Annotated in this window: 22 protein-coding genes; 11 read left to right on the top strand and 11 right to left on the bottom strand. The window is 61.2% G+C overall.

The window, feature by feature from the left end; genetic code table 11:
• Nucleotides 1-146 precede the first annotated feature (146 nt).
• Both AACY44_RS05545 and AACY44_RS05540 read left to right on the top strand, forming a co-directional pair.
• Nucleotides 147-668: a PadR family transcriptional regulator gene (locus tag AACY44_RS05545; protein WP_049709805.1), complete on the top strand. Its 522-nt coding sequence runs from the start codon at nt 147-149 to the stop codon at nt 666-668.
• Nucleotides 665-1,432: a siderophore-interacting protein gene (locus AACY44_RS05540; protein ID WP_339417786.1), complete on the top strand. Its 768-nt coding sequence runs from the start codon at nt 665-667 to the stop codon at nt 1,430-1,432. Before AACY44_RS05545 ends, AACY44_RS05540 begins: the two co-directional genes overlap by 4 nt.
• A 107-nt stretch (nt 1,433-1,539) precedes the next feature.
• Here AACY44_RS05540 and AACY44_RS05535 read toward each other — a convergent pair whose 3' ends face one another.
• Nucleotides 1,540-2,163: a Pr6Pr family membrane protein gene (locus tag AACY44_RS05535; protein WP_339417785.1), complete on the bottom strand. Its 624-nt coding sequence runs from the start codon at nt 2,161-2,163 to the stop codon at nt 1,540-1,542.
• 4 nt (nt 2,164-2,167) lie between these two features.
• A complete protein-coding gene (locus tag AACY44_RS05530) occupies nt 2,168-2,401 on the bottom strand; it encodes a VF530 family protein (protein WP_012722427.1) in 234 nt (77 codons plus the stop codon).
• 149 nt (nt 2,402-2,550) lie between these two features.
• Here AACY44_RS05530 and AACY44_RS05525 point away from each other — a divergent pair, with 149 nt between their 5' ends.
• Together AACY44_RS05525 and AACY44_RS05520 are read left to right on the top strand one after the other, a co-directional pair.
• Nucleotides 2,551-4,569: a TonB-dependent receptor gene (locus AACY44_RS05525; protein ID WP_339455543.1), complete on the top strand. Its 2,019-nt coding sequence runs from the start codon at nt 2,551-2,553 to the stop codon at nt 4,567-4,569.
• A gap of 414 nt (nt 4,570-4,983) precedes the next feature.
• Nucleotides 4,984-7,395: a glucose/quinate/shikimate family membrane-bound PQQ-dependent dehydrogenase gene (locus tag AACY44_RS05520; protein ID WP_339455541.1), complete on the top strand. Its 2,412-nt coding sequence runs from the start codon at nt 4,984-4,986 to the stop codon at nt 7,393-7,395.
• 89 nt (nt 7,396-7,484) lie between these two features.
• Here AACY44_RS05520 and AACY44_RS05515 read toward each other — a convergent pair whose 3' ends face one another.
• From AACY44_RS05515 to AACY44_RS05475, 9 genes are all read right to left on the bottom strand, one after another.
• Nucleotides 7,485-9,821 carry a putative bifunctional diguanylate cyclase/phosphodiesterase gene (locus tag AACY44_RS05515; protein ID WP_339427121.1) on the bottom strand — a complete coding sequence of 779 codons (2,337 nt, stop codon included), beginning with the start codon at nt 9,819-9,821 and terminating at the stop codon, nt 7,485-7,487.
• A 308-nt stretch (nt 9,822-10,129) separates the two neighbouring features.
• A complete protein-coding gene (locus AACY44_RS05510; RefSeq protein ID WP_339417779.1) occupies nt 10,130-11,305 on the bottom strand; it encodes an ABC transporter substrate-binding protein in 1,176 nt (391 codons plus the stop codon).
• Nucleotides 11,302-12,276: a CobW family GTP-binding protein gene (locus AACY44_RS05505; RefSeq protein ID WP_339455538.1), complete on the bottom strand. Its 975-nt coding sequence runs from the start codon at nt 12,274-12,276 to the stop codon at nt 11,302-11,304. The genes AACY44_RS05510 and AACY44_RS05505 overlap by 4 nt, the downstream gene beginning before the upstream one ends.
• Nucleotides 12,273-12,572, bottom strand: a complete 300-nt coding sequence (locus AACY44_RS05500; RefSeq protein ID WP_339417776.1) for a hypothetical protein — start codon at nt 12,570-12,572, stop codon at nt 12,273-12,275. Before AACY44_RS05500 ends, AACY44_RS05505 begins: the two co-directional genes overlap by 4 nt.
• A 13-nt stretch (nt 12,573-12,585) precedes the next feature.
• Nucleotides 12,586-13,335, bottom strand: coding sequence for an SDR family NAD(P)-dependent oxidoreductase (locus tag AACY44_RS05495; protein WP_339417775.1), 750 nt, complete (start codon nt 13,333-13,335; stop codon nt 12,586-12,588).
• A 69-nt stretch (nt 13,336-13,404) separates the two neighbouring features.
• Nucleotides 13,405-14,166: an SDR family NAD(P)-dependent oxidoreductase gene (locus tag AACY44_RS05490; protein WP_339427122.1), complete on the bottom strand. Its 762-nt coding sequence runs from the start codon at nt 14,164-14,166 to the stop codon at nt 13,405-13,407.
• A 10-nt stretch (nt 14,167-14,176) separates the two neighbouring features.
• The gene (locus AACY44_RS05485; RefSeq protein ID WP_339529893.1) at nt 14,177-15,517 is read right to left on the bottom strand and encodes an MFS transporter; all 1,341 of its coding nucleotides are present in this window, start codon (nt 15,515-15,517) and stop codon (nt 14,177-14,179) included.
• Between the two features lie 33 nt (nt 15,518-15,550).
• A complete protein-coding gene (locus tag AACY44_RS05480; protein ID WP_003234086.1) occupies nt 15,551-16,429 on the bottom strand; it encodes a polysaccharide deacetylase family protein in 879 nt (292 codons plus the stop codon).
• 11 nt (nt 16,430-16,440) lie between these two features.
• The gene (locus tag AACY44_RS05475; protein WP_339455534.1) at nt 16,441-17,763 is read right to left on the bottom strand and encodes an amidase; all 1,323 of its coding nucleotides are present in this window, start codon (nt 17,761-17,763) and stop codon (nt 16,441-16,443) included.
• A 337-nt stretch (nt 17,764-18,100) separates the two neighbouring features.
• Between AACY44_RS05475 and AACY44_RS05470 the strand changes: the two genes are divergently transcribed.
• The 7 genes from AACY44_RS05470 (at nt 18,101) to cmoB (ending at nt 25,308) form a co-directional block, all read left to right on the top strand.
• A complete protein-coding gene (locus AACY44_RS05470) occupies nt 18,101-19,090 on the top strand; it encodes a GntR family transcriptional regulator (RefSeq protein WP_339435849.1) in 990 nt (329 codons plus the stop codon).
• A 139-nt stretch (nt 19,091-19,229) separates the two neighbouring features.
• Nucleotides 19,230-21,653, top strand: a complete 2,424-nt coding sequence (gene lon, locus AACY44_RS05465; protein WP_339435848.1) for an endopeptidase La — start codon at nt 19,230-19,232, stop codon at nt 21,651-21,653.
• 204 nt (nt 21,654-21,857) lie between these two features.
• On the top strand, nt 21,858-22,247 hold the full coding sequence (locus AACY44_RS05460) for a protease inhibitor I42 family protein (protein ID WP_339427125.1): 390 nt from the start codon (nt 21,858-21,860) through the stop codon (nt 22,245-22,247).
• Between the two features lies 1 nt (nt 22,248).
• Nucleotides 22,249-22,908 carry a lysoplasmalogenase gene (locus AACY44_RS05455; RefSeq protein WP_339427126.1) on the top strand — a complete coding sequence of 220 codons (660 nt, stop codon included), beginning with the start codon at nt 22,249-22,251 and terminating at the stop codon, nt 22,906-22,908.
• 135 nt (nt 22,909-23,043) lie between these two features.
• The gene (locus AACY44_RS05450) at nt 23,044-23,466 is read left to right on the top strand and encodes a hypothetical protein (RefSeq protein ID WP_339417762.1); all 423 of its coding nucleotides are present in this window, start codon (nt 23,044-23,046) and stop codon (nt 23,464-23,466) included.
• Between the two features lie 145 nt (nt 23,467-23,611).
• Entirely contained in the window at nt 23,612-24,355 is a 744-nt protein-coding gene (cmoA, locus tag AACY44_RS05445; protein WP_339417761.1) for a carboxy-S-adenosyl-L-methionine synthase CmoA, read from the top strand.
• Nucleotides 24,352-25,308: a tRNA 5-methoxyuridine(34)/uridine 5-oxyacetic acid(34) synthase CmoB gene (gene cmoB, locus AACY44_RS05440; protein WP_339417760.1), complete on the top strand. Its 957-nt coding sequence runs from the start codon at nt 24,352-24,354 to the stop codon at nt 25,306-25,308. Before cmoA ends, cmoB begins: the two co-directional genes overlap by 4 nt.
• The last annotated feature ends 133 nt before the right edge of the window (nt 25,309-25,441 follow it).

The following is a 25,441-nucleotide window of genomic DNA, read 5'->3' as shown; positions in this document are numbered from 1 at the left end:
CGAGTCGTCCTGCTATTACATGTTTCAAGTAGCGGTGAGCTGAAGAACGCTGGGACGCAGGTGTGGCTGACCGTCCGTCTGGAGCCCTTGCCACGACCATAAGATATATCTTACGTTATATCTAGACACACACAGAGGCTCCTACCATGCGAGACCATCCTCACCAACGTGACGGTTTTGACCCACGCGCCGGCCGCGGTCGTGGCCCTCGGGTATTTGCGCCCGGCGACTTGAAATTGCTGCTGCCGGCACTGATCGCCGAACAGCCGTGCCACGGTTATGACCTTATTCGCCAGATCGAAAGCCTGTTTGACGGCGCCTACACACCCAGCCCGGGTGTGATTTACCCGACCCTGACCTTTCTGGAAGAAAGCGATTTGATCCAGGGCGACGCCGATGGCGGAAAAAAGCGCTACACAATCACCGACGCCGGTCGTCTCTTCTTAAGCGAGCAAGCGGTTGCCCTGGACGGCGTGCGTATGCGCATCGACGTCAGCAAGCGTTCACTGCGTGGCCATGACCGCCCGCCGGAAATCCACGAGGCGGTGCACAACCTGCGTCATGCCTTGCATTCGCACCACGGGCGCTGGAGCCCGGAAGAAATCGTTCGTGTCGCGGCGCTGCTCAATCGCACCGCCCAAGCCATTGCCGACGGGAAAGACCAATGAATACGCAAGTCATCCACCGCGTTACCCACGACATCAAACGCCGTCGCCTGGACGTATTGCGGGTGGTCGATATCACCCCACGCATGCGCCGTGTCACCCTCGGCGGCCCTGAACTGGCGGGTTTTGTGAGCCTGGGCAGCGACGATCACATCAAGCTGCTGTTCCCGCAGAACGCCGCTGAACAGGCCGCGCTGGAAAGCCCGGGCTTCAGCATCAAGGGTGATGGCCCGCAACCGGCCATGCGCGACTACACGCCACGGCGTTTCGACCTGAGTATTGGCGAGCTGGATATCGACTTCGTGCTGCACGGCGATGGCCCTGCCTCCACCTGGGCCGAGCAGGTGCAGGTCGGCCAACACCTGTACATCGGCGGGCCACGAGGCTCGATGATCGTGCCGGATATTTTCGACAGCTACCTGTTGATCGGCGATGAAACCGCGCTGCCTGCCATTGCGCGACGCCTGGAAGAACTGCCGGCGGGCCGCAAGGTGTTGGCCGTGATTGAGATCGCCAATGCGGCGGAGCAGCAAGCACTGCAAAGTGCCGCCGATGTGCAGGTGAAATGGGTGGTGCGTGGCCAGGACGATCTGCTCGACACCGTACAGAACCTGACGCTGCCGAGCGGTTCACTGTACAGCTTCGTGGCGACCGAAACCAAGCTGTCGCGCCGAGTACGGCGAGTGCTGCTGGACACGCACAAGGTCAATGAGGAATACCTCAAGGCCGCAGGCTACTGGCGCGCCGAGGGCAGTGAAGACAATTAAACCTGACGCGGTCAAAATGTGTGCGGGCTTGCTCGCGAATACGCTGGATCAGTTACAGATACATCCATTGACACACAGCATTCGCGAGCAAGCCCGCTCCTACCGTTTTACCGTGCTCGCTTTAGAAACCTGTCCAGGCCCACCACTGCCGACGCAATCAACACAAACCCCGCCAAAATCCCCCCGGCATTCGCAAACACCTGTGGATAACCCAACGTGCTCACGTCAATGAACGGGTACTGATACTGCCCGAGCAAATCCCCACGCAGCAGCGCATAGCCAAAATACACCAGCGGGTAAATCACCCACGCCGCAATGTGCCTGACGTGCAAGCTGCCCTTGGGCACATACCGCCACCAGTAGACAAAAAACAGCACCGGCATCACGTCGTGCAGCAACTCGTCAGCGATAAACTGGAAACCTTCGGGCTGCCACAAGTGCCGCAGCAACAGGTTATAGGCCAGGCCCACCACCACGATGCTCACGGCGATGCCGCTGCTGACCTTGGGCCCGAGGAAAAACCGCTTCGCTGCGCAATCGCGATTCACCCACGCATAGCTCAACACCACCACCGCCAGGGTGTTGGTGAGCACGGTAAAGAAGCTGAAAAAGTTGATCAACCCGCCCATCAGGCTGGCGCCGGACGCCCAGCGCGAATAGAAAATCAGGTATTGCTGGATCGCCAGCCCCGCCCAACCGGCCAGCGCCACTGCTGCCACGAACCGCTTCATGGGTTCAATCCAACGGGCGTTTGGTGCGCATCAGTTTCACGTACAACCCTTCGACTTTCTCCCGCGCCCAAGGCGTCTTGCGCAAGAAGGTGAGGCTCGACTTGATGCTCGGGTCACTCTTGAAGCAGCGGATATCAATACGCTCGGCAAGGCCTTCCCATTCGTAGTGTTCCACCAGGGTGGTGAGGACGTGCTGCAGGGTCACGCCGTGGAGTGGGTCGTTACTTGTCGCGGTCATGCCAGGCCTATGAAAAATGTGTTCACGAAGGCGCACACCTTATCACCCCACCTGCTCGTTATAAAAAGTTCCGGCCTCCAACGAAAAGGAGATGTTATATTGTAACTATAAATCTCAAATCTTTTCGTCGTTTTTCCAAGGAATGTCCGATGCCCCTCTCTTCTTTGTGGCGCTTGACCCCACTCGCCGCCGCCCTGTTGATCTGCTCCGAAGCCCACGCCCTGGAGCTGCAACCCCAAGTCATTACCGGTAACCCGCTGGGCAGCGAACAGCTTGCTTCGCCGACCACTGTGCTGGAGGGCGATGAACTGACCCTGCAACAAAAAGGCAGCCTCGGTGAAACCCTGAACAAACAGCCGGGCGTGTCGTCTTCTTACTTCGGCCCGGGCGCGAGCCGGCCAATCATCCGTGGCCAGGATGGCGACCGTATCCGCGTCCTGCGCAATGGCGTGGGTGCGCTGGATGCCTCTTCGCTGTCCTACGACCACGCGGTGCCGCTGGACCCGGTTAACGTCGATCGCATTGAAATCGTGCGCGGCCCGGCGGCGTTGTTGTACGGCGGCAGCGCCATCGGCGGCGTGGTCAACACGTTCGACAACCGTATCCCCACCGAGGCCATCGAAGGCATCCACGGTGCCGGTGAATTGCGCTACGGCGGCGCCGACACTACGCGCAGCAGCGCTGGCAGGCTGGAAGCCGGTAACGGCGCCTTTGCCTTGCACCTGGACGCCAATGCGCGGGAATTCAATGACCTGAAAATCCCTGGCCAGGCGCGCAGCCGCCATGCCCCGGAAACCAATGATGCACCCGGCAAAAGCGGCCGCCTGGGCAACAGCGACGGCCGCCAGGACGGCGGCGCGGTGGGAGGGTCCTACACCTGGGATGACGGTTATGCCGGGCTGTCCTACAGCAACTACGACGCAAACTATGGCTCCCCGGCCGAGCAGGACGTACGTATCCGCATGCAGCAGGACCACTACGCGTTCGCGTCGGAGATCCGCAACCTGCAAGGCCCGTTTACCTCGGTAAAACTTGACGCGGGCTACACCGATTACGAACACCGTGAAATCGAAGGCGGCGAAACCGGCACGATCTTCAAGAACAAGGGGTATGAAGCGCGCGTCGAAGCCCGTCACCAGCCCATCGGCCCGTTCGACGGCGTGGTTGGCGCACAAGTGACCCGCAACGAGTTCTCGGCCCTCGGTGAAGAAGCCTTCGTGCCGCAGACCGACACCAACGCCGGCGCGCTGTTTATCCTCGAAGAAATGCAGGCCACCGAGCGCCTGAAACTCAGCCTCGGCGGGCGCCTGGAACACACCAGCGTCGACCCGGATGCCAAAGGCAACGCGCGCTTCGCCAGTGCAGACAAATCCAATGATTTCACCGCTGGTAGCCTGTCCTCCGGGGCGGTCTACACACTCACGCCAATCTGGTCCCTGGCCGCGACCCTGGGCTATACCGAACGCGCGCCGACCTTTTACGAGCTGTACGCCAACGGTGCCCATGTCGCCACCGGCACCTACGAGCTGGGCGATGCCGACCTGAAGAAAGAAAAAGCCGTGTCCAGCGACCTGGCCCTGCGCTTTGACAATGGCACCCACAAAGGCAGCTTTGGCGTGTTCTACAGCCGTTTCTCCAACTACATCGGCCTGCTGGGCAGCGGTCGCACACTGAACGATGAGGGTGAAGACGACGCGGGCGGTATTCCTGAGTACAAATACACCGGCGTGCGTGCACGGTTTGCCGGCTTCGAAGCCCAGGATCACTGGAAACTTGGCGAAAGTGCCTACGGTAAGTTCGCCCTGGAACTGTCGGGCGACTACACCCGCGCGAACAACCTGGATACCGGTGAAGCCTTGCCGCGTATTGCGCCGCTGCGCTTGAACAGCGGCTTATTGTGGGAGCTGGACCGCTGGCAGGCACGCATCGATGTTGAACATGCCGCCGGACAAGGCCGCGTGCCGGATAACGAGAGTGGCACCGATGGCTATACGACCTTGGGGGCGAGCGCGGGCTATCGCTTCAATCTCGGTGGCAGCCAATGGCTGGCGTTTGTGAACGGTGAAAACCTGACAAACCAAACCGTGCGCTACGCCAGCTCGATCCTGCGGGATATCGCACCCGCGCCGGGCAGAAGCGTGCAGTTCGGCGTTCGCACCACCTTCTAATAAGTACAAACACTATTTGTAATGAGCGGGCTTGCCCCGCGCGAGGCAAGCTCGCTCACTACAAATATCCCGCCCTGCCCAATGGTTTTGCAGCGACATTTAGTCACTGTTACCCAATTTGAAATAATGCATCTTGCGATTTGCGCTTTCTCTCGACGCGCACTCCCTTTATCCTTGCCCGCAATAATCTGAAACGTTTCACCTCCCGGTCGAACCCATCTTGCCGATTCATACCGCCCATCAAGACAGCGCTGTCTTACACGGACCTGCGCGTGGGAATAAATCGCCCGCCTGTGGATAACCGTGCTTATTCCCAGAAAACTGAATTAACGCTGAACCAAGCCCGTGTCGAATCGTCATCTACAGTGAAGAAACACGGGATACATAATTCCAACGCAACGGAGAAACACAATTATGAGCACTGACGGTGCCTCAAGCCCAAGTCGCCTGCTGCCCAGGCTGCTAGGCGTCTTGCTGCTGATCATGGGCCTGGCCTTGCTGGCCGGGGGTATCAAGCTGACGATGCTCGGCGGGTCGCTGTATTACCTGCTGGCCGGTATCGGCATCGCCCTGACCGGCGTTCTGCTGCTGGCTACTCGCCGCGCCGCGCTGGGTCTATACGCACTGGTGCTGTTCGCCAGTACCGTGTGGGCCCTGTGGGAAGTCGGCCTGGACTGGTGGCAATTGGTGCCACGCCTGGCGCTGCTGTTCGCGCTGGGTCTCATCATGCTGCTCCCGTGGTTTCGCCGTCCGTTGCTGCGTGGCCAGCCTGCTCCGCTGGGCACTGGCGCGCTGAGCGTGGCCGTGGTGCTGGCCGGTGCTGCCGCCATTGCCAGCCAATTCACCAACCCCGGTGAAATCAAAGGCCAGCTGGACCGCGACGCGGTACCGGGCATGGCCAACGCTGCACCGGCCCAGGCCGATGGCGACTGGAACTCCTACGGCCGTTCGGCCTTTGGCGATCGCTACTCGCCGCTGGCGCAGATCACCCCGGAAAACGCCCACAAACTGGTGCCGGCGTGGACCTTCCGCACCGGTGACATCCCTGGCGCAGGCGACCCGGGTGAAACCACCGCAGAAAACACCCCGCTGAAAGTCAACGGCATGCTCTACGTGTGCACACCGCACAGCCAAGTGATTGCCCTGGACCCGGACACCGGCAAGGAAATCTGGCGCTTCGACCCGAAGATCACCACCCAGGGTGCTGAGAACTTCAAGGGTTGGGCGCACATGACCTGCCGTGGCGTGTCGTATCACGATGATGCCGTCTACGCTTCGTCGCAGAGCCCGACCGGCACCGCCAGCCCGGCTGCCGCGCCGAATGCCTGCCCGAAACGCATTTTCGTACCGACCGCCGACACCCGTCTGATCGCCCTGAACGCCGACACCGGCAAGATGTGCGAAGACTTCGGTGACAAAGGTCAGGTCGACCTGCGTGCCAATATCGGCAGCTTCGCCCCAGGCGGTTACTACTCCACGTCGCCACCGGCCGTGACCAAGAACCTGGTCGTGATCGGCGGTCACGTGACCGACAACGTTTCCATCGACGAGCCGAGCGGCGTGATCCGCGCGTTCGACGTGCACACCGGCAAGCTGGTGTGGAACTGGGACAGCGGCAACCCGGAAGACACCACCCCGTTGGCCGAAGGCAAGACCTACACCCGCAATTCGCCGAACATGTGGTCCATGTTCGCCGTGGATGAAAAGCTCGGCATGCTCTACCTGCCGATGGGCAACCAGATGCCCGACCAGTACGGCGGCGACCGTACCGACGAGTCCGAAAAATACGCTGCTGGCCTCACTGCGCTGGACATCGACACTGGCCACGTGAAGTGGACCTTCCAGTTCACTCACCACGACCTGTGGGACATGGACGTGGGCGGCCAGCCTTCGCTGATCGACATCAAGACCGAAGCCGGCGTGAAGCAGGCAGTGATGGCGTCGACCAAACAAGGCAGCATCTATGTACTGGACCGCGCTACCGGCCAACCGGTCGTGCCGATCCACGAAGTGGCGGTACCGCAAGGCGCAGTGGCGGGCGACCGCACCTCCCCTACCCAACCGAAGTCGGACCTGAACTTCATGCCACCGCCGCTCAAAGAGCGTGACATGTGGGGCGTGACGCCGTTCGACCAGATGCTGTGCCGCATCGACTTCAAATCCCTGCGCTACGACGGCCCGTTCACCCCGCCATCGCTGCAAGGTTCGATCGTTTATCCGGGTAACTTTGGCGTGTTCGACTGGGGTGGCATTTCCGTCGACCCCGTGCGTCAGATCGCCTTCGTGAACCCAAGCTACATGGCGTTCAAATCGAAGCTGATCCCGAAGGCCGACATCGCCAAGCAAGGCCCACGCGTCAGTGAAACCGAAGGCGTGCAGCCGAACAAAGGCGCGCCGTACGGTGTGATCCTCGAAGCCATGCTGTCGCCAATGGGCCTGCCGTGCCAGGCGCCAGCGTGGGGTTACGTGGCGGCGGTCGACCTGACCACCCACAAAACCATCTGGATGCACAAAAACGGCACCGTGCGCGACAGCTCGCCGGTTCCGATCCCACTGACCCTGGGCGTGCCTAGCCTGGGCGGCACATTCACCACCGCAGGTGGCGTGTCCTTCCTCAGCGGCACCCTCGACCAGTACCTGCGTGCCTATGACGTGAAAAACGGCAAGCAACTGTGGGAAGGTCGCCTGCCAGCAGGCGCGCAAACCACGCCGATGACCTACACCGGCAAGGACGGCAAGCAGTACGTGCTGGTCATGGCGGGCGGTCACGGTTCCCTGGGTACCAAACAGGGTGATTATGTGATGGCGTTTAAACTGCCGGATTAAGCGAAACTGGCGGTAAAAAAAGCGGCTACCCTCACAGGTAGCCGCCTTTTTAATGTACGACGAAGATCAAAATGTGGGAGTACCGGTCTTTAGAGCGGCGCTCGCTCCCGACGCATCCACCTCTCAAACGCCATCGCATTCAACGGCCGGCTGATCAAATAGCCCTGGGCAGTGTCGCACTTCCACTGTTTGAGCAGCTTCAGGCTAGGCTCGAACTCGACCCCTTCGGCCACCACTTTGAGCCCCAGGTTGTGACTCATCTCGATGGTGGAGCGCACGATCACCGCGTCGCCGCTGGTACTGCTGAGGTTGCGCACAAATGACTGGTCAATCTTCAACTCTTGCACCGGAAGGCGCTGCAATTGCGCGAGGGACGAATAGCCGGTACCAAAGTCATCCACCGACAGGCTGATGCCGCAGCCGCGCAGTTGCTCCAGCACGCTGAGGGCCTGTTGCGGGTTGTGCATGATCGCGCTTTCGGTGATTTCGAAGATCAGTTGTTCGGCCGCCACGCGGTACTGCATCAGCAGGGCGGTAACGCGAATCGCCAGGTCATCATCGGCCAGGTCGTCCACTGAGATATTCACTGACAGCTGGATCAGCATGCCGCGTTGTGCCCACTCGGCGATCTGGCGGATGGCTTCCTCGATCACCCACAGGGTCAGGTTGCGAATACTGCCAGTGCGCTCGGCCAGGGGGATGAACTCGGCGGGAGACACCTGGCCCAACGTCGGGTGCTGCCAGCGCAACAAGGCTTCGGCCTGGCGCACATGGCCGTGCTTGAGATCGAGTTTGGGCTGGTAGCAAAGGAATAATTCCCCCTCAAGGGCCGCACGCCGCAAGTCGCGGATCAGGGTGATCTGGCGTTGGTGGGCCAGGTCGCGGTCCTGCTGGTAGACCTGCAGATGCCCCGGCAGGCTCGCGGCGTCATGCCGGGCGATCGCGGCGCGGCTGATCAACTCGTCCACCTGCTGGCCGTCGGCAGGGTAGGCGGCGATGCCGATGCTCACTTCGTGGCGCAGTTCGTCATTGCCGATGCGATGGGGCTCGGTGAGCAGTGCGTATAGGCGGTCGGCGCGGGCTACAGCGCGGTCGACTTCGGTATTTTCCAGCAACAGCAAGAACTCACTGCCGGTGATGCGCGCCGCCGTATCGCTGGCCAACAGGCTCATGGACAGGCAGCGGCTGGCCTCGCGCAGCATTTCTTCCACGCCCTGTGGGCCGAAATCTTCATTGATCACCCGATAATTTTCGATCCCCAGGTACAGCAACACCACTGGCCGCCCCGCGCTGATCGCACTGCCCAGGCGCTCCATGACCAAGGCGCGATTGGGCAGGCCGGTCAGCGGATCGTGCAGTGCGTTGTGCGCCAATTGCCGCTCGCGCACGGCGATGCCGCTTTGCATGGCGTTGAAGGCCCGGGCCAACAGGCCGAATTCATCATGGCTGCGCACCCGCACCGGCGTGCGGTAGTCACCGGCACCAATCCGTTCGGCCGCTTGCACCAGGGCATTGAGCGGGCGTGACACCCTGCGTGCCAAAAACAACGCACCGGCCAACGACACCAGCAGCACCGCCAGGGCGATCCCGAGGAACTGCCGATCCAGCGGCGCAAAGGATTCCAGCGCATGGTCCAGCCGGCTTTGCAGCAGCACCCGCACTTCATCGCCATCGCCGGTGTTGTCCAGCGGCAACACTTGGCTGAGCACACGTAGGCCGAAGAACACATGGATTCTTGGCTCGGGGTCGACGGGCTCGTCACGTAACAGGCTGAGGATGGCGGCTTGGTGAGCATCCGGCTGAGTGCTGAACAACGGGCCGGGCGCGCCGTTCTGCACGCTGAGGAACGACACTTCCAGGTTGCTCATGGCGCGCAATTCATTGGCGAACAGTTTGTCCATGGGAAAGCCCATGACGATGCGCGCGATGGGAAGCGGGTCGAGCACTTCATCCTGCACCAGCAAATACGGGCGCCCATCCATGGCCACAATCAGCATCTGCAACCCCGTGCGCCGCGCACGGCGCAGGGCGTCGTGATAGGGGAATAACTCGCCGCGGGTCAATATCGGCAAGGTACTGACCATGACCTTGCCATCCAGGCCCAGTACGAACACTTCGCTGGAGCGAATGCCCGTGCCGTGGCGACGCAGCGCGGCGAGAATCGGTGCCGCCTTGCCTTCGGCCACGGCCTTTTTGAAGGGAATATCGACGGTCAGCCAGCCCAGCCCGTACTGCAGGCGATGCCCGCGCAGGTCGAGCAGGCGTTCAAACACCTGGCTGCCGGTTTGCAGTTGGACTTGCGCCTGGTTCTCCACGGCGCGGGTGGTGGCGGTCTTCACGGCGAAGTAAGTAGCGGCGACCACGACCAACAGCAACAGCGCGAGCACTCCGGCGATGCGGGTTTGGAACGTATGACGCCACCTCATTGCAGTGCCCTCCGGCAGCGCTCGCCTCTCTCTGCCACCGCGTCCCTTTGTCATGTGCATTCCCTGCGACAGCTAACCTGGCGTCAAAAAGATATCCATTTTTATTGAATATTCGGATTCAGGAGATTAGCTGGGACTTGGGGTACGTGCACCCAATAAAAGCTAGGATTTTGGTGGCATTTTATTGGCGACAGAGGGTTGACCAGGGGATGCACCGATCCAGAGCGCGTGATATATGCCTGATACGGGAGATCGAATGTGAGAGCGAGATCGACGTTAGGCCGGTCGGTTCAAACGGGTGAGCCCGGTCAAACAGCCCGAGCTCGCATGAAATCGCCCCATCGGCGCACGAGATAATTATGTTCGTCCATCACCGAATTCCATACCGCAATATGCCCCATGCGCGCCTCATAAGCCCCTCCATCGCGCACTTCTCCGATCTCGATCAACGGCAACCCATCACTGCCCAGCAATTGCTCGCGTGCGGGCTTTCCAGCGTACCAATAATCCCACTCCGCACTGCTCAAGTGATCACGCGCGCGCGCCGGGTTACCGATGTAGTAACCCTGACGCGCCATTACCGCCCCCGGCCAACCGGACAACCACCAATTCAGATACGCATAGGCAGCATCCAGCACCGGCCCCTTGGCATGCTGCGACAATGACAAACCACCAAACCAGGCGCGATAACCTTCGCGCGGCACCGCCAGGCGGTATTTCACTCCGGCACGATGCAGGCGCATCAGGGTCGGCGACCACAGGCTCTGGATGTCGATGCTCGGGCTGAGCATCAGTTGCGCGGCCTCTTCGTCGTCCGACCAGAAGGCCGCGAAATGCCCCTCCTTCTGTTTACGCACGAGGATATCGGCGAGTACATCGATCTCTTCGATGCTCATATTGCCGATGTCCTTGAACTGCGCCAGCCCCGCGCCCTGCACCGCCAGCGCAGCATCCAGGGCGCCGATGGCGGCGTCGCTTTGCAAGGCGGTGCGCGCACGCCACGCGGGGTTGAGCAGCCAGCCCCAGCTTTCGTTGCCGTGGCAAAAACCTTCGGGCAAGCGCTCTGGGCGGTAGGCGAAACTGTCGGCGTTGTGGGTCAGGGGCAACATGCTGATGCGCTCGGTGACCGTGCTGCCGAGGCTGCCGTCGTGCTGCACGAACAGCCGCTCGCTGGGCACGCTGCCGCTGCCCAGGCGGTCATCGGGCGACAGGCGCCCGCGCTTGGGCAGGTCATTGATCTCGTGCCACAGCGCGATGCGTCGGGTGTCGATAGGCTGGATCGCCCGGGCCGGCCACACGAAGTCGACGTTGTGGAACCACTGGTCATACAGGTCGTAGCTGTCGGGTTGCATCACCGCGATGCGTTGCGCCTGTTCGACGTCGTGCACTTGGTAGACCAGGCGAATGCCCAGCTCCTCTTCGGCGCGTACGCGCAGGCATTCAAGCAGGGTGACCGACGTGCCGAGAACGCGGAGTGTGATCATGCAGCGAGCCGCCGCGAGAACGCTTCAAACGAACGCTTTAGCAGCGCAGGCTCGAGGCCACGCAGGATAAACACCAGGCGTGATTGGCGGTCGCTGCCCGGCCATGCAGGCAAATGCACCGGCGCATGCAGGCAATGCTGCACGCCATGAATGACGATAGGGGCGTTACTGGCGTTCACGTTGAGCAGCCCTTTGACGCGGAGAATTCGTTCGCCGTGGCATCTTAACAGCATCGACAACCATACCCCGAAACCCACCCAATCAAGAGGCTGGTCGAAGGTCAGGCTGCAGACTTGCGCGGCGCCGTGGGTGGCCGTGGTGGTGTGATGCAGCTGCCAGCGGCTGACTTCCATGGCGGGCTCGGCACTGCGCAGGCCTTCGCCCAGCAGCAGTTGGTCGCCGCTATGGATGTCGTGGGTATCGAGGATCGGCGTGCCGGTATTGAGCGCTTGCAGATGTGCGCGCAGCGCAGCGCAGTCATCCGCCAGATCAGTCTTGCTCAGCAGCAAACGATCCGCCGCCGCCACCTGGGCCAGCCATTCCGGGTGCAGGCGTTCTTGCAGGATGGCATGGCTGGCGTCCACCAGGGTGATCACCAAGCCAATATGAAAACGCCCGCGCAGTTGCACGTCGTTGTTCAAGGTGGCCAGGATTGGCGCCGGGTCGGCCAGGCCGGTGGTTTCGAGGATTACCCGTTTGAAGGCGGGGATTTCACCACGCTCGCGGCGTTGCAGCAGGCCGAGCAGCGCGTCTTTCAACTCGCCACGGATCGAGCAACACACGCAGCCGCTGGGCAGCAGCACCGTGTCCGGCGCCACCTCTTCCACCAGCAGATGGTCGATGCCGACATCACCGAATTCGTTGATCAGCAACGCGGTGTCGCCCAGGCTTTCACCCTGCAGCAGACGCTTGAGCAAGGTGGTTTTACCACTGCCGAGAAAGCCGGTGATGACGTTGAGGGCGATGCTCATGGGGCTGACTCCAAGTGGTCCAACAAACGCGGATCGAGGGGATCCAGCGGCCGGCCGAGCATGTTTTCGGCGGCTTGCCACAGTTGATCCAGACCGCTGGCCAGCGCCTGCTTGCCAGTGGCGCCGAGCAGCAGATACGACGCGCCCTGGAAGTCTTCGACCTTGAGCCGGAACACCGCCAGCACCTGGTTGATCGCCGCGATCCGGCGCAGGCGTTCACGGCGCCGGGGTAACTCATCGCCCAGGGGATCGCTCCAGTGCAGGTCTTCGCCAAGCAGTCCGCAGAGTCCGCACATGGCTACACCTCATTCATGGCATGACATCGCCGGAGTTCGGGCCCAGTGTCTGGCCAACGAACAAGTTGCCGCCGGGCTCGCTGGCCAGCAGCACCGCCACCGGCGCCACTTCATCGGCCAGGCCGAAACGGCCCAGCGGCAACTCCTTGGCCTTGGCGCGCTTCCATTGCTCACTGATACCGCCCACCAACGGCGTTTCAATCGGGCCCGGTGCGATGGCGTTGACCAGCACGTTGTCCTTGGCCACTTCCAGCGCCAGGGACTTGGTAAAGCCGATCACCCCAGCCTTGGCGGCGGCGTAGTGAGTCAGTTCGGCGCCGCCCTTGATGCCCAGTTGCGAGGCGACGTTGATGATCCGGCCCCAACGCTGCTCGAGCATGTACGGCAAGGCGCGCTGGCTGGCGATGAACACACTGGTGAGGTCGACGCGCAGCATGTCGTTCCACATGTCGATGGTCAGGTCGACACAGCGCGCCTGGGTGAGCATGCCGGCATTGTTGACCAGGATATCGATACCGCCGAACTGTTCGACGCAACGGTCGACACTGGCCTGGCCGCCTCCGACGGTGCCGACGTCGGCCAGGCATTCGAACACCTCGGCGCCAAGGTTGCGGCAGGTGATCGCGGTTTCGGCGAGGCTGGCGGCGTTGCGGTCGGCCAGCACCAGGCGCGCGCCTTCGGCGGCGTAAGCGCGGGCGATGGCGGCGCCGATGCCGCTGCCGGCACCGGTGATGACGGCGCGGCGGTTAGTCAGTTGGGGCATGTCAAATCTCCTAAAGCAAACACAGATCCAATGTGGGCTTGCTCGCTCCCACATTTAGATCCAGCACATTCAGTCAGGCCAGCGTACGGTCAGGCCGCCGTCGATGACGATGCTCTGCCCGGTCAGGTAGCTCGACGCTTCACTGGTCAAAAACTGCACCAACGACGCCACTTCATCCGCCCGCCCTACCCGCCCCAGCGGAATAGCGCGCGCCGCCTTGGCCAAACCTTCCGGTCCCAGCGAGTTCTTTGCATCCAGCGACTGCGGCGTTTCAATCAACCCTGGAATCACCGCATTACAACGAATGCCCAGCGGCGCCAATTCCACCGCCAACGACCGGCACAACCCCGGCACACCGGCCTTGGCCGCCGCGTAATGGCTGTGTTCCTGCCAGCCATACACGCCACCGGCAATCGACGAAATCGCGACCAGCGCGCCGCCTTCGTGCATATGCCGGGTCGCCGCGCGGAAAGTGCGCATCACCCCTGTGAGGTCGACATTGAGCATCTCGTTCCACAACGCATCGGTCATCTCGAGCAACGGCGCGCGGCGCAACAGGCCCGCATTGGCCACCGCATAATCCAGCCGCCCGAAATGCTGTATGGCTTGCGCGGCCAGTGCGTCGACCGAGGCGGTATCGCCCACGTCCAACGGCAGCATGAGGCACTCGCCGCCGGCTTGTTGCACCAGGCTTAGGGTGGTCTGCGGGTCATGCGGATCAGCCGGGTAGTACCCGCCCACTACCGCCACACCGTGGCGGGCATAGGCCACGGCGAGGGCTTGGCCGATGCCGCTGGCGGCACCGGTAATCAAGGCAACTTTACGGCTCATCACTCACTCCTTACTGAACGGTTTCCGGGCGCACATGGCGCGCGGCAAACATCAGGACGCCGGACAGGAAGCACGGCAATGCGCCAAACCACAGCGCGGCGGTCTGCCAGTCGCTGCCGGCGGACAACACCTGGGTCGCACCAAAACCTGCGACCACTGCCCCGATCGGGCCCATGGCATGGATGATCGCGCCGCCGGTGGCGCGGATGCTGGTAGGGAAACTCTCGCTGATAAAGAACAGCGCCGCCGAGTACGGCCCGATCAGGAAGAACAGGCCCAGGCTGTACAGCCCGACCACCATCGGCATATTGCTCGGACCAAACAGCATCCCGGCGAACGCCAGCCCGCCAAGCATCCAGCCCAGGCCGATCACGTTGCGACGGCCGATCTTGTCGCCCATCCAGCCGTGGCTGAGGTAGCCGCAATAGCCCACCAGGTTCGACAGCACAAGGATGATCAGCGAGTTCTCGAACGAGATGTGGTGCACGCTGACGATCACCGATGTCCCGAGCACGCTGAACACTTGGATAGCTGCCCAGTTAAGCAACAGCGCAGCGCCGATCACCAGGGTGGCGCGCCGCGCCGAACCACGGAAGGCGGCCTTGAGACCGGCCTTGCTGTGTTCGTCATAGTCCACGCCGTAGGTCACGGCGACATTTTGTGCTTCAGTCACCGCGCCGCTTTTACGCAGCCGGCTGATGCGTTCATGGATCTGGAACTGCGGACTCTCCTTGAGCTTGCGCGCCATGATCGCTATCACCACCGCTGGGATCGCGGCAAAGATGAAGCAGCCCTGCCAGCCAATGATCGGCAACAGTAACGCGGTCAACCCTGCGGCGATCAACGCACCGACCGGCCAGCCGCCCTGCACCAGGCTGTAGATAAAGCCGCGACGTTTGGTCAACTGCGGGTCTTGCGAGGCGCCATACAGCTCGCTCAGATAAGTCGCGTTGACGGTTTCCTCGGCATAGCCCAGCCCGCCCAGCGACCGGATCAGAATCAGCGGCGACTTGCCCCACGCGCCGCCGATTGCAGTCAGTGCCGAGCAGAGCGCGGAACCCGCCACGGTGAAAATAATACCTTTGCGCCGCCCCAACTTATCGACGACGGGGCCGATGGCAAAGGCGACCACCGCCGTGCCCACCGCCACCCACGTCGCGATTTCAGCTTGCTCCACTTCACCCCAGCCAAAATGCCGGCCAATCTCCGGCAGCAAAGTGCCGAACAGGATGAAGTCATACACCGCGAACACCCAGGCGAAAAACGCGATCCAGGTGGCGAAACGTACTTCCTTGGACGTCAGTTGCCGGGGTTTCCAGCCAGTCAGGTCAAGCTTGTTATAGATGGACATAATCGCGCCTCAGGGGGTGAGCAAGGGTGGGTGTCAGGTACGCGGTTGGCGGCGGATAAAGTCGTCGGCGATTTCGTCAAAGGTGACGAAGCGCACGCCGGCATGGCTCTGGATGTGTTCGATCAGCCGCTCAAGCATCAACAACACTTGCGGGCGGCCGGAGACATCGGGATGGATGGTCATGGTGAACACGGCGTGTTCGTGTTCGCGGTAAACCCAGTCGAACTGGTCGCGCCACATTTCTTCGAGGTGACGCGGGTTGACGAAGCCGTGGCTGTTGGGGGCCTTTTTGATGAACATCATCGGCGGCAGGTCGTCCAGGTACCAGTTGGCCGGGATCTCCACCAGGTCGGTTTCTTCACCGCGTACCAAGGGTTTCATCCAGGTGTCGGGGTGCTGGCTGTAGTCGATCTTGGTCCAGCTGTCGCCCTTGCGCACGTAGTAGGGATGGAAGTCGTTGTGCATCAGGCTGTGGTCGTACTTGATGCCTTTTTTCAGCAGCAGTTCGTTGGTGACTTTGCTGAATTCCCACCATGGCGCAACGTAGCCCGTCGGGCGTTTGCCAGTCACTTGGGTGATCAGCTCGATGGATTTATCGAGGACGATTTCCTCCTGCTCCGCGGTCATCGCGATGGGGTTTTCGTGGCTGTAGCCGTGCACGCCGATTTCGTGACCGGCGTCGGCCACCGCCTTCATCTGCTCGGGGAAGGTTTCCATCGAGTGGCCGGGAATGAACCAGGTGGTGCGCAGGCCGTAGCGTTCGAACAATTTGAGCAGGCGCGGCGCACCGATCTCACCGGCAAACAAGCCGCGGGAAATGTCGTCCGGCGAGTCTTCACCGCCATAGGAACCGAGCCAACCGGCCACGGCGTCAACGTCGACGCCAAATGCACAGAGAATGTCTTTAGCCATGATGAATCTCCTTAAACGTTAAGTACGGTTTCGACGGACAACGCCGCGCGCAGCAGGCGTGCGTCTTCTCCCGCCGGTGCGCTGAGCAGCAGCCCGGTGGGCAGGCCCTGGGCATCGCAGCCGCTGGGCAGGGTCACGCCGGGCATGTCGAGCAAACTGCCGGGCATGGTCAGGCGCAGGGTGGCAAGGTTGGTTTTCACGAACAGGTCGTCGTCGGCTTCCAGCGGTGCCAATGCGGGCGCCACGTGGGCAACGGTTGGGGTGATGAGAATGGCGCCGTCGAGGTCATCGATCAGTTGCTGTTGCAGGCGGCTGCGCGCGTCGGTCAGGTGGATCAGTTGGCTGGCTGGCAGCGAACGTGCGGCTTCGAGGCGGCGGCGTACGCGAGGGTCGAGTTGTTCGGCGTCGCGGCTGTCGAGCAACCCTTGGTGCAAGGCGAAGGCCTCGAACGAGCCGAGCCAGCCGTGGTGGTTGATCAGGTCCAGGGTGGCCTGGAAGGTCGGGCATTCGCGCTCTTCGATCAGCGCACCTTGGGCCTTGAGTTGCTCGACTGCACGCAGCAGGTTGTTGCGCACAGCAGGCTCGACATCCTGTTGCGCCAATACGAAGCGTTGGCCCTTGAGGCTGCGGGCATGGTGGGTTTGGGCGCGCCCATGCAGCAAATCGTCGATGGCCAAGGCGTCGCGCACACTGCGGGTCAGCGGGCCGAGGCTGTCGAGGGTGTGGGCAAGGGGGAATACGCCATCGCGGCTGTAGCGTCGGCTGCTGCTGCGATAACCGACCAGGCCGTTGAACGCCGACGGGATGCGGATCGACCCGGCGGTGTCGGTGCCCATGGCGATGGGAACGATCCCGGCCGCAACGGCCACTGCAGAACCGGACGACGAACCGCCTGGGATGCGTGGTTGGTCAGTGCCATGGGGGTTGTGCGGCGTGCCGAAATGCGGGTTCAGACCCAAGCCTGAGTAGGCCAATTCGCTGAGGTTGGTCTTGCCCACACTGACCATCCCGGCGCGACACAACAGGCCCACGGTCGGCGCGTCGAGCAAAGCGGCAGGCGCATTGCGGCGATAGGCGGCGCCAGCAGTGGTGGTGCTGCCGGCCACATCGAACAGGTCTTTCCAGGCCAACGGCACGCCATCGAACACGCTCAAGGGCTGGCCGGCGCGCCAACGGGCAGCGGCGGCTTCGGCTTCACGGCGGGCACGCTCGGTGGTCAGGCTGATAAATACCGACGGCACCTGGCTTGCCTTTTCGAGTGCCTGTTCGAGGGCTTGCACCGGATCGCTGCGACCGCAGGCAAAATCCTCGGCCATTGAAGTGGCGTCTGACATCAAGATGACCCTCAAAAAACGTACATATTAATAAAATGTACATTTTACAAAGGCAGCTTTCGTGCCAGTCTCTTGTGAGGTGGTTTTGCGCTGTCAGGTTTTTTCGCTGAGAGCAACGGGATAGATGGTTTTGATGGGCAGGAAAAAACCGTGACTGAGGGAGGTGCAATGCCGCCAACGAAATAATGTATCTTTTATTAATAAGTACATTTTGGTGCAGAAAGGTAACATTCCCAGTTTTCGGGCCCCAAAAAAGTGCCATCGACGTGGCCCAGAGTGACAGGTGCAACTTATGAGAGAATCCCCGGCCACCGTCCTCCCCCCTTTAGAGAAATCGATGAAAGCAGTGTCCGCTTCGGCCTCTCGTTACGCGATGATTCACCAAGTGTTGCGTGACGCGATCGTCAACGGCACCGCTCGCCACGGCCTGGTTTTGCTGGAAGCGCCGTTGGCCGAACTGTTCGGTACCAGCCGTGTACCGGTGCGCAAGGCCTTGGACCTGCTGCACGCCGAAGGCCTGATCTGCCGCTTCAATGGCCGGGGTTACCTGATCAACCCCGAAGGCCTGGCGATGGAGCCGCTACGCCTGCCCTTGAGCCATACACATTTGGGTCTTGATGGTAAGGATGATCTGGTGGATACGCGGCCGTTGGGTGAACGTATCGTCGAGGAAATCGGCGCGGCGCTGTCCACCTGCATTGCCTTCGGCCATTACCGCCTGGATGAGCAAGCCGCCGCCGACCACTATGGCGTCAGCCGTGCAGTGGTGCGTGAAGCACTGATGCGCCTGCGAGATCGCGGCCTGGTGGAAAAGGAACCCTATTCCCAATGGTTGGCGGGGCCTTTGACGGCGCGGGAAGTTACCGAAGACTACGAACTGCGCGCCTGCCTGGAACCCGAAGCCTTGCGCCAGAGCGCACCGCACCTTGATCGCCAGCTGCTTGAAGCCATGTTGCAACGCGTACTGGCTGCCCAGGACAGCCCTCACTGCAGCCTTGAGGCCATCGAACAGATCGAGGAAGACTTGCACCAGCACTGCTTGGCCGGCTTGCAGAATCGCAAGATCGCTGCACTGATCCGCCAGGGCCAGAGCCCAATGATCATCAGCCGGATTTTTTATCGGTTGCTGGGGATCGGCGCCGATCCGGCGATGTTGGCCGAACATCGGTTGATTCTTGAGCTCTTGTTGCATGGCGCGGTGGATGCGGCGGCGCTGAATCTGCGTGAGCATCTTCAGCGAGCACGCCAGCGCATGTTGCAACGGCTGAAAGTGCTCTCAGTCCTGCCAGAACAACCCCTGCCCGCCTACCTGCACAAAATCAGCTGACCGCACACAGTTCCAAATAGAGGAGGGAGCGGCGGTGCTGTCGAGAATTTCATGCAATATGTTGCGATCTCGCCGCTGCCATTGAAACCACCGCCGCCCCGCCCCATCTAAGCACCATACTTCCTGATGCAGGTGCCCCATGAGCGACCAGCAAGAATTCCCTGATTACGACCTCAACGACTACGCAGATCCCGAAAACGCCGAGCACGAAGCGTCCTCCAACACCGGCCTGGCCCTACCCGGGCAAAACCTGCCGGACAAGGTCTACATCATCCCGATCCACAACCGGCCCTTCTTCCCGGCGCAAGTGCTGCCGGTGATCGTCAATGAAGAGCCGTGGGCCGAGACCCTGGAACTGGTGAGCAAATCCGACCACCACTCCCTGGCCCTGTTCTTCATGGACACCCCGCCGGACGACCCCCGCCACTTCGATACCTCCAGCCTGCCGCTGTACGGCACGCTGGTGAAGGTGCACCACGCCAGCCGCGAAAACGGCAAGCTGCAATTCGTGGCCCAGGGCCTGACCCGCGTGCGCATCAAGACCTGGCTCAAGCACCACCGCCCACCGTACCTGGTGGAAGTCGAATACCCGCACCAGCCCTCGGAGCCGACCGACGAGGTCAAGGCCTACGGCATGGCGCTGATCAATGCGATCAAGGAACTGCTACCGCTCAACCCGCTGTACAGCGAAGAGCTGAAGAACTACCTCAACCGCTTCAGCCCCAACGACCCGTCGCCGCTCACCGACTTCGCCGCCGCGTTGACCTCGGCCACCGGTAACGAATTGCAGGAAGTGCTGGACTGCGTGCCCATGCTTAAGCGCATGGAAAAAGTGCTGCCGATGCTGCGCAAAGAAGTCGAAGTTGCGCGCCTGCAAAAAGAACTCTCCGCTGAAGTGAACCGCAAGATCGGCGAGCATCAGCGCGAGTTCTTCCTCAAGGAACAGCTCAAAGTCATCCAGCAGGAGCTGGGCTTGACCAAGGACGACCGCAGTGCGGATGTCGAGCAATTCGAGCAACGCCTGGAAAGCAAAGTACTGCCGGCCCAGGCGAAAAAACGCATCGATGAAGAACTGAACAAACTGTCGATCCTCGAAACCGGCTCGCCGGAATACGCGGTGACGCGCAACTACCTGGACTGGGCCACCTCGGTGCCGTGGGGTGTGTTTGGCGAGGATAAACTCGACCTGAAACATGCGCGCAAGGTGCTGGACAAGCACCACGCAGGCCTGGACGACATTAAGAGTCGCATCCTCGAATTCCTCGCGGTGGGTGCCTATAAAGGCGAAGTCGCCGGTTCCATTGTGCTGCTGGTCGGCCCGCCGGGCGTGGGCAAGACCAGCGTCGGTAAATCCATCGCCGAGTCGCTGGGACGGCCCTTCTACCGCTTCAGCGTCGGCGGCATGCGCGACGAGGCCGAGATCAAGGGCCATCGCCGCACCTACATCGGCGCCATGCCCGGCAAGCTGGTGCAGGCGCTCAAAGATGTGGAAGTGATGAACCCGGTGATCATGCTCGACGAGATCGACAAGATGGGCCAGAGCTTCCAGGGCGACCCGGCGTCGGCACTGCTGGAAACCCTCGACCCCGAGCAAAACGTCGAATTCCTCGACCACTACCTGGACCTGCGCCTGGACCTGTCCAAAGTGCTGTTCGTGTGCACCGCCAATACCCTGGACTCCATCCCAGGCCCGCTGCTGGACCGTATGGAAGTGATTCGCCTGTCGGGCTATATCACCGAAGAAAAAGTCGCGATTGCCAAGCGCCACCTGTGGCCCAAGCAGTTGGAAAAAGCCGGCGTGTCGAAAAACACCTTGACCATCAGCGACGGCGCGTTGCGCGCATTGATCGACGGCTACGCCCGCGAAGCCGGTGTGCGCCAGCTGGAAAAACAGCTGGGCAAACTGGTGCGCAAGGCCGTGGTCAAGCTGCTGGATAAGCCGGACCTGGTGATCAAGATTGGCAACAAAGACCTGGAAAGCTCACTGGGTGTACCGGTGTTCCGCAATGAGCAGGTGCTGTCCGGCACCGGTGTGATCACCGGCCTGGCGTGGACCAGCATGGGCGGCGCGACGCTGCCGATTGAGGCGACACGTATCCATACGCTCAATCGCGGCTTCAAGCTCACCGGGCAGTTGGGTGAAGTGATGAAGGAGTCCGCCGAAATTGCCTACAGCTACATCAGCTCGAACCTGAAGTCGTTTGGCGGTGATCCGAAATTTTTTGACGAAGCTTTCGTGCACCTGCACGTGCCGGAAGGCGCCACGCCCAAAGACGGCCCGAGTGCGGGGGTGACCATGGCCAGTGCGCTGTTGTCGCTGGCACGTAACCAGCCGCCGAAAAAAGGCGTGGCCATGACCGGTGAGCTGACGTTGACCGGGCATGTCCTGCCGATTGGCGGGGTGCGCGAGAAAGTGATCGCGGCGCGGCGCCAGAAGATCCATGAGCTGATCCTTCCGGAGCCGAATCGGGGCAGTTTTGAGGAGTTGCCGGAGTACCTGAAGGAAGGGATGACAGTGCACTTTGCCAAGCGGTTTGCGGATGTGGCTAAAGTGCTCTTCTGATAGTTATGTAGCGCCTTTACTGGCCTCTTCGCGAGCAAGCCCGCTCCCACATGTTGACCGAGTAAATCCTTTGGAATGCGGTCGAAATGTGAGAGCGGGCTTGCTCGCGAAAGGGCCGGCCCGGTCACCACAAAACCCCACCCAGTCACACCTCGTCCCATCTTCGGTTATGCTCGCCCTTCGTCGCCAATCAATGGAGCCCTCATGACCGCTGCTCGCCTGTTTCTCCCCTTGAGCCTTGCCCTGCTGGCCGCCTGCGCCAGTGCCCCCAAGCAAAACGTCAGCGTGGACAACCAGAGCGCCTGCCCACTTCAGCTTAAAACCGGTCAAAACCTGATCCTCACCCTGCCGAGCAACCCCACCACGGGTTACCGCTGGGCCATCCAGGATTCCGCTGGCGGTGTGTTGCGCGCCTTGAGCCCGGAGGTCTACACCAGCTCGGAATCCGGCGTGGTCGGTGGCGGCGGCCAGTCGACCTGGCGGTTCCAGGCGTTCGCGACCGGCCAGGGCCGCTTGCGCCTGACGTCCCAGCAACCCTGGGAGCCGGAAGCCGAACCCGCCGAAACGTTCGACTGCGCCATCACGGTGAACTGATATGCCATGGCTGATTCTTGCGTTGATGGGCGCCGGCACTTTTATCTACGGCCTGACCACCCATGCCACGTTGCTGTGCCTGCTGGTCAAGCCGCTGCCGGTCCTGGCGCTGCTGGGCTGGCTGCATGATGCGCCGCCCACCGAGTATCGACGCTGGATCAGCCTGGGTTTGATCTTTTCCCTGATAGGCGATGTGCTGCTCGCCTGGCCGGGCGATCTGTTTATCTTTGGGCTGGGCGCATTTCTGTTTGCGCACCTGGCCTACCTCAAAGCCTACTTCAGCGACTGCCGCCGCTTAGCCCTGTTGCCGTTGGCATTGGCCCTGGGCGTGGGCGCGATTCTGCTGAGCATCCTGATCTCCCACGGCCTTGGCGACCTGCTGATGCCGGTAGTGGTTTATGCGCTGGTGATCAGTGCGATGCTCTGGCGTGCGCTGGCACGCTTGGGCACTGACGTGCCGAAACGCTCGGCATTGCTGGCGGCAGCAGGCGCGCTGTCGTTTGTTTTTTCCGACACGCTGATCGGCATCAGTCGGTTTGTGGTGGCATTCGATGCGGCGCCGTATGTGCTGATCAGTACTTACTGGCTGGGACAGTGGGGGATCACTGCGGCTGCATTTGCCCTCAATCCACAGACTGAACACCCTACGCGCCATCATTGAAAAAACACCGCCTATTTAGATTAATAACCTCTGCAGAACTGGTATTTCTAACAGTTACGCAGATGGGTGCCTGCCTCTATCGTTCCACGACATCGCACACAATCCGGTGGGCGAGTGGTTCAAGAGGGTTCGATCATGACCAACAGTACTGCTTACGGGGAAGCAACGGGAACATTGACCGCATCCGTCAACGGTGTCGTGAGTTTCAATGCAGGCGCGGTTGACCTGACTAATGAGAATGAGCAGATAACTATCGTAGGCGTCGAGGAAAATTCACCCGGCCCCCTGCGCATCATCGAAATTGAGATGCTGTCGAATACACCGAACGGCGACTATGTTTTTCCGAGCAAGCAGATTTGTGCACTCACAGCCGGTGGAAAATCTGCTCCTGCGCACTATTTGACTCAGAGCGGTAGCGTGAACGTTGATTTCGACCGTGAAAATGGCCGCTACAGGTGCCACTTCAACTTCACTGCAAACAACCTTTTTCAGCCAAAAGACACTATTGGCGTAGTCGGTGATTGTGATATCCGCACGAATCCACTCTCCAAACAGTGACAAAGCGCTCCACCGCCTCCCGGTCAACCCGAAGGGGTGGTGAAGCCAACACTGCCTGTTACATCGCGGTTTATCAGACAACTCGCGCGCACGAAGGCTAACTTGGCTAAAATGCCGGCCTTTCCCCTTCGTCGCCGGAACAACCGTGAGCAAAGAACCCGATCGCCTATTCGCCCAGCCCCTGCCCCAGGTGCCGGACTTCGCCTTTAACGAGGACGTGGTGCGGGTGTTCCCGGACATGATCAAGCGCTCGGTGCCGGGTTATCCGACCATCGTCGAGAACCTCGGCGTGCTCGCGTCGCAGTTTGCCCAGCCGGGCAGCGTGCTGTACGACCTGGGCTCTTCCCTCGGCGCAGTGACCCAGGCCCTGCGCCGCCATGTGCGCACCGACGGGTGCCGGGTGATTGCAGTGGATAACTCGGCGGCGATGGTGGAGCGCTGCCGCGAGTACCTCAATGGCCAGGACTCGATGTTCCAGGAGTTGCTGCCGGTCGAGGTTATCGAGGGCGATATACTCGCGCTGCAATTCCAACCGGCCTCAGTGGTTGCACTCAACTTCACCCTGCAATTTATCGCACCGGATGAACGCCTGCCCTTGCTCTCGCGTATCCGCCAGTCGCTGCTGCCGGGCGGAGCGCTGATCCTCTCGGAAAAGCTGCGCTTCAATGACCTTGAAGAACACGCGCTACTCACCGACCTGCATATCGCGTTCAAACGCGCCAACGGCTACAGCGAACTGGAAATCGCCCAGAAGCGCAGCGCCATCGAAAACGTCATGAAGCCCGACAGCCTCGAAGAACACCGCGAACGCCTGCTGGCGGCGGGGTTCTCGAACGTCGTGCCGTGGTTCCAGTGTCTTAACTTTGCCTCGTTGATTGCCCTGCCATGATTGATCTCTCCCCCCTTGCCCGCCACTTGGTGGGCACTCCTTTGGCCGTTTGGGCCCAGGGCCTGCAAGCGCAACTCGATAGCAAGATGGAGAAAGGTCATGGCGACCTGGAGCGTTGGCAGAGTGCGTTGGATGCCTTACCGAAAATAATGCCCAGCGAAGTCGATTTGCTGAATGACCTGACCCTGGACACTGATTGCGACGACGCTACCCGCGCGCAAATGCACACTGCGCTGATGGGCCTGAGCCCGTGGCGCAAAGGCCCGTTCCACCTATTCGGCGTGCATGTCGATACCGAATGGCGTTCGGACTGGAAGTGGTCGCGGGTCGCGCCGCACCTGGATCTGAAAGGCAAGCGCATCCTTGACGTCGGCTGCGGCAATGGCTACTACATGTGGCGCATGCTCGGCGCCGGCGCGGACAGCGTGATTGGGGTCGATCCGAACTGGTTGTTCTTCTGCCAGTTCCAGGCGGTGCAGCGTTACCTGTCCGAACCCAACGCCTGGCACTTGCCGTTCCCGTTCGAAGACTTGCCGTCGAATCTGGAAGGGTTCGACACGGTGTTTTCCATGGGCGTGTTCTATCACCGCCGCTCGCCGATCGAGCATTTGTTGGCGCTGAAAGACACGCTGGTCAAAGGCGGTGAACTGGTCCTGGAAACCTTGGTGGTGGAAGGCGATCAGCAGCAAGTGCTGGTGCCGGAAGACCGCTATGCGCAAATGCGTAACGTATGGTTCCTGCCGTCGGTGCCGGCGTTGATGCTGTGGCTGCGCCGTGCAGGGTTCAGCGATGTGCGCTGTGTGGATGTGAGCGTGACCACGGTTGAAGAACAGCGCGGGACCGAGTGGATGAAGTTTCAGTCGCTGAGTGATTTTCTTGATACGGAGGATCACAGCAAGACCATCGAAGGGCTGCCGGCGCCGATGCGCGCAGTGATCATCGCCAAGAAGTAACCTCCAATCTGCCTGCCAAGTGGAGATCAAAATGTGGGAGCGGGCTTGCTCGCGAATGCAGTGGGTCAGTCGGTACATGTGTGACTGATACACCGTATTCGCGAGCAAGCCCGCTCCCACATTTGCTCACCCG

The sequence above is a fragment of the Pseudomonas sp. RA_15y_Pfl1_P11 genome (assembly GCF_963970975.1).
GTDB lineage: Bacteria > Pseudomonadota > Gammaproteobacteria > Pseudomonadales > Pseudomonadaceae > Aquipseudomonas > Aquipseudomonas tritici.
Note: the sequence above shows the minus strand (reverse complement) of the source record. Positions and strands in the feature narration are given on the sequence as shown.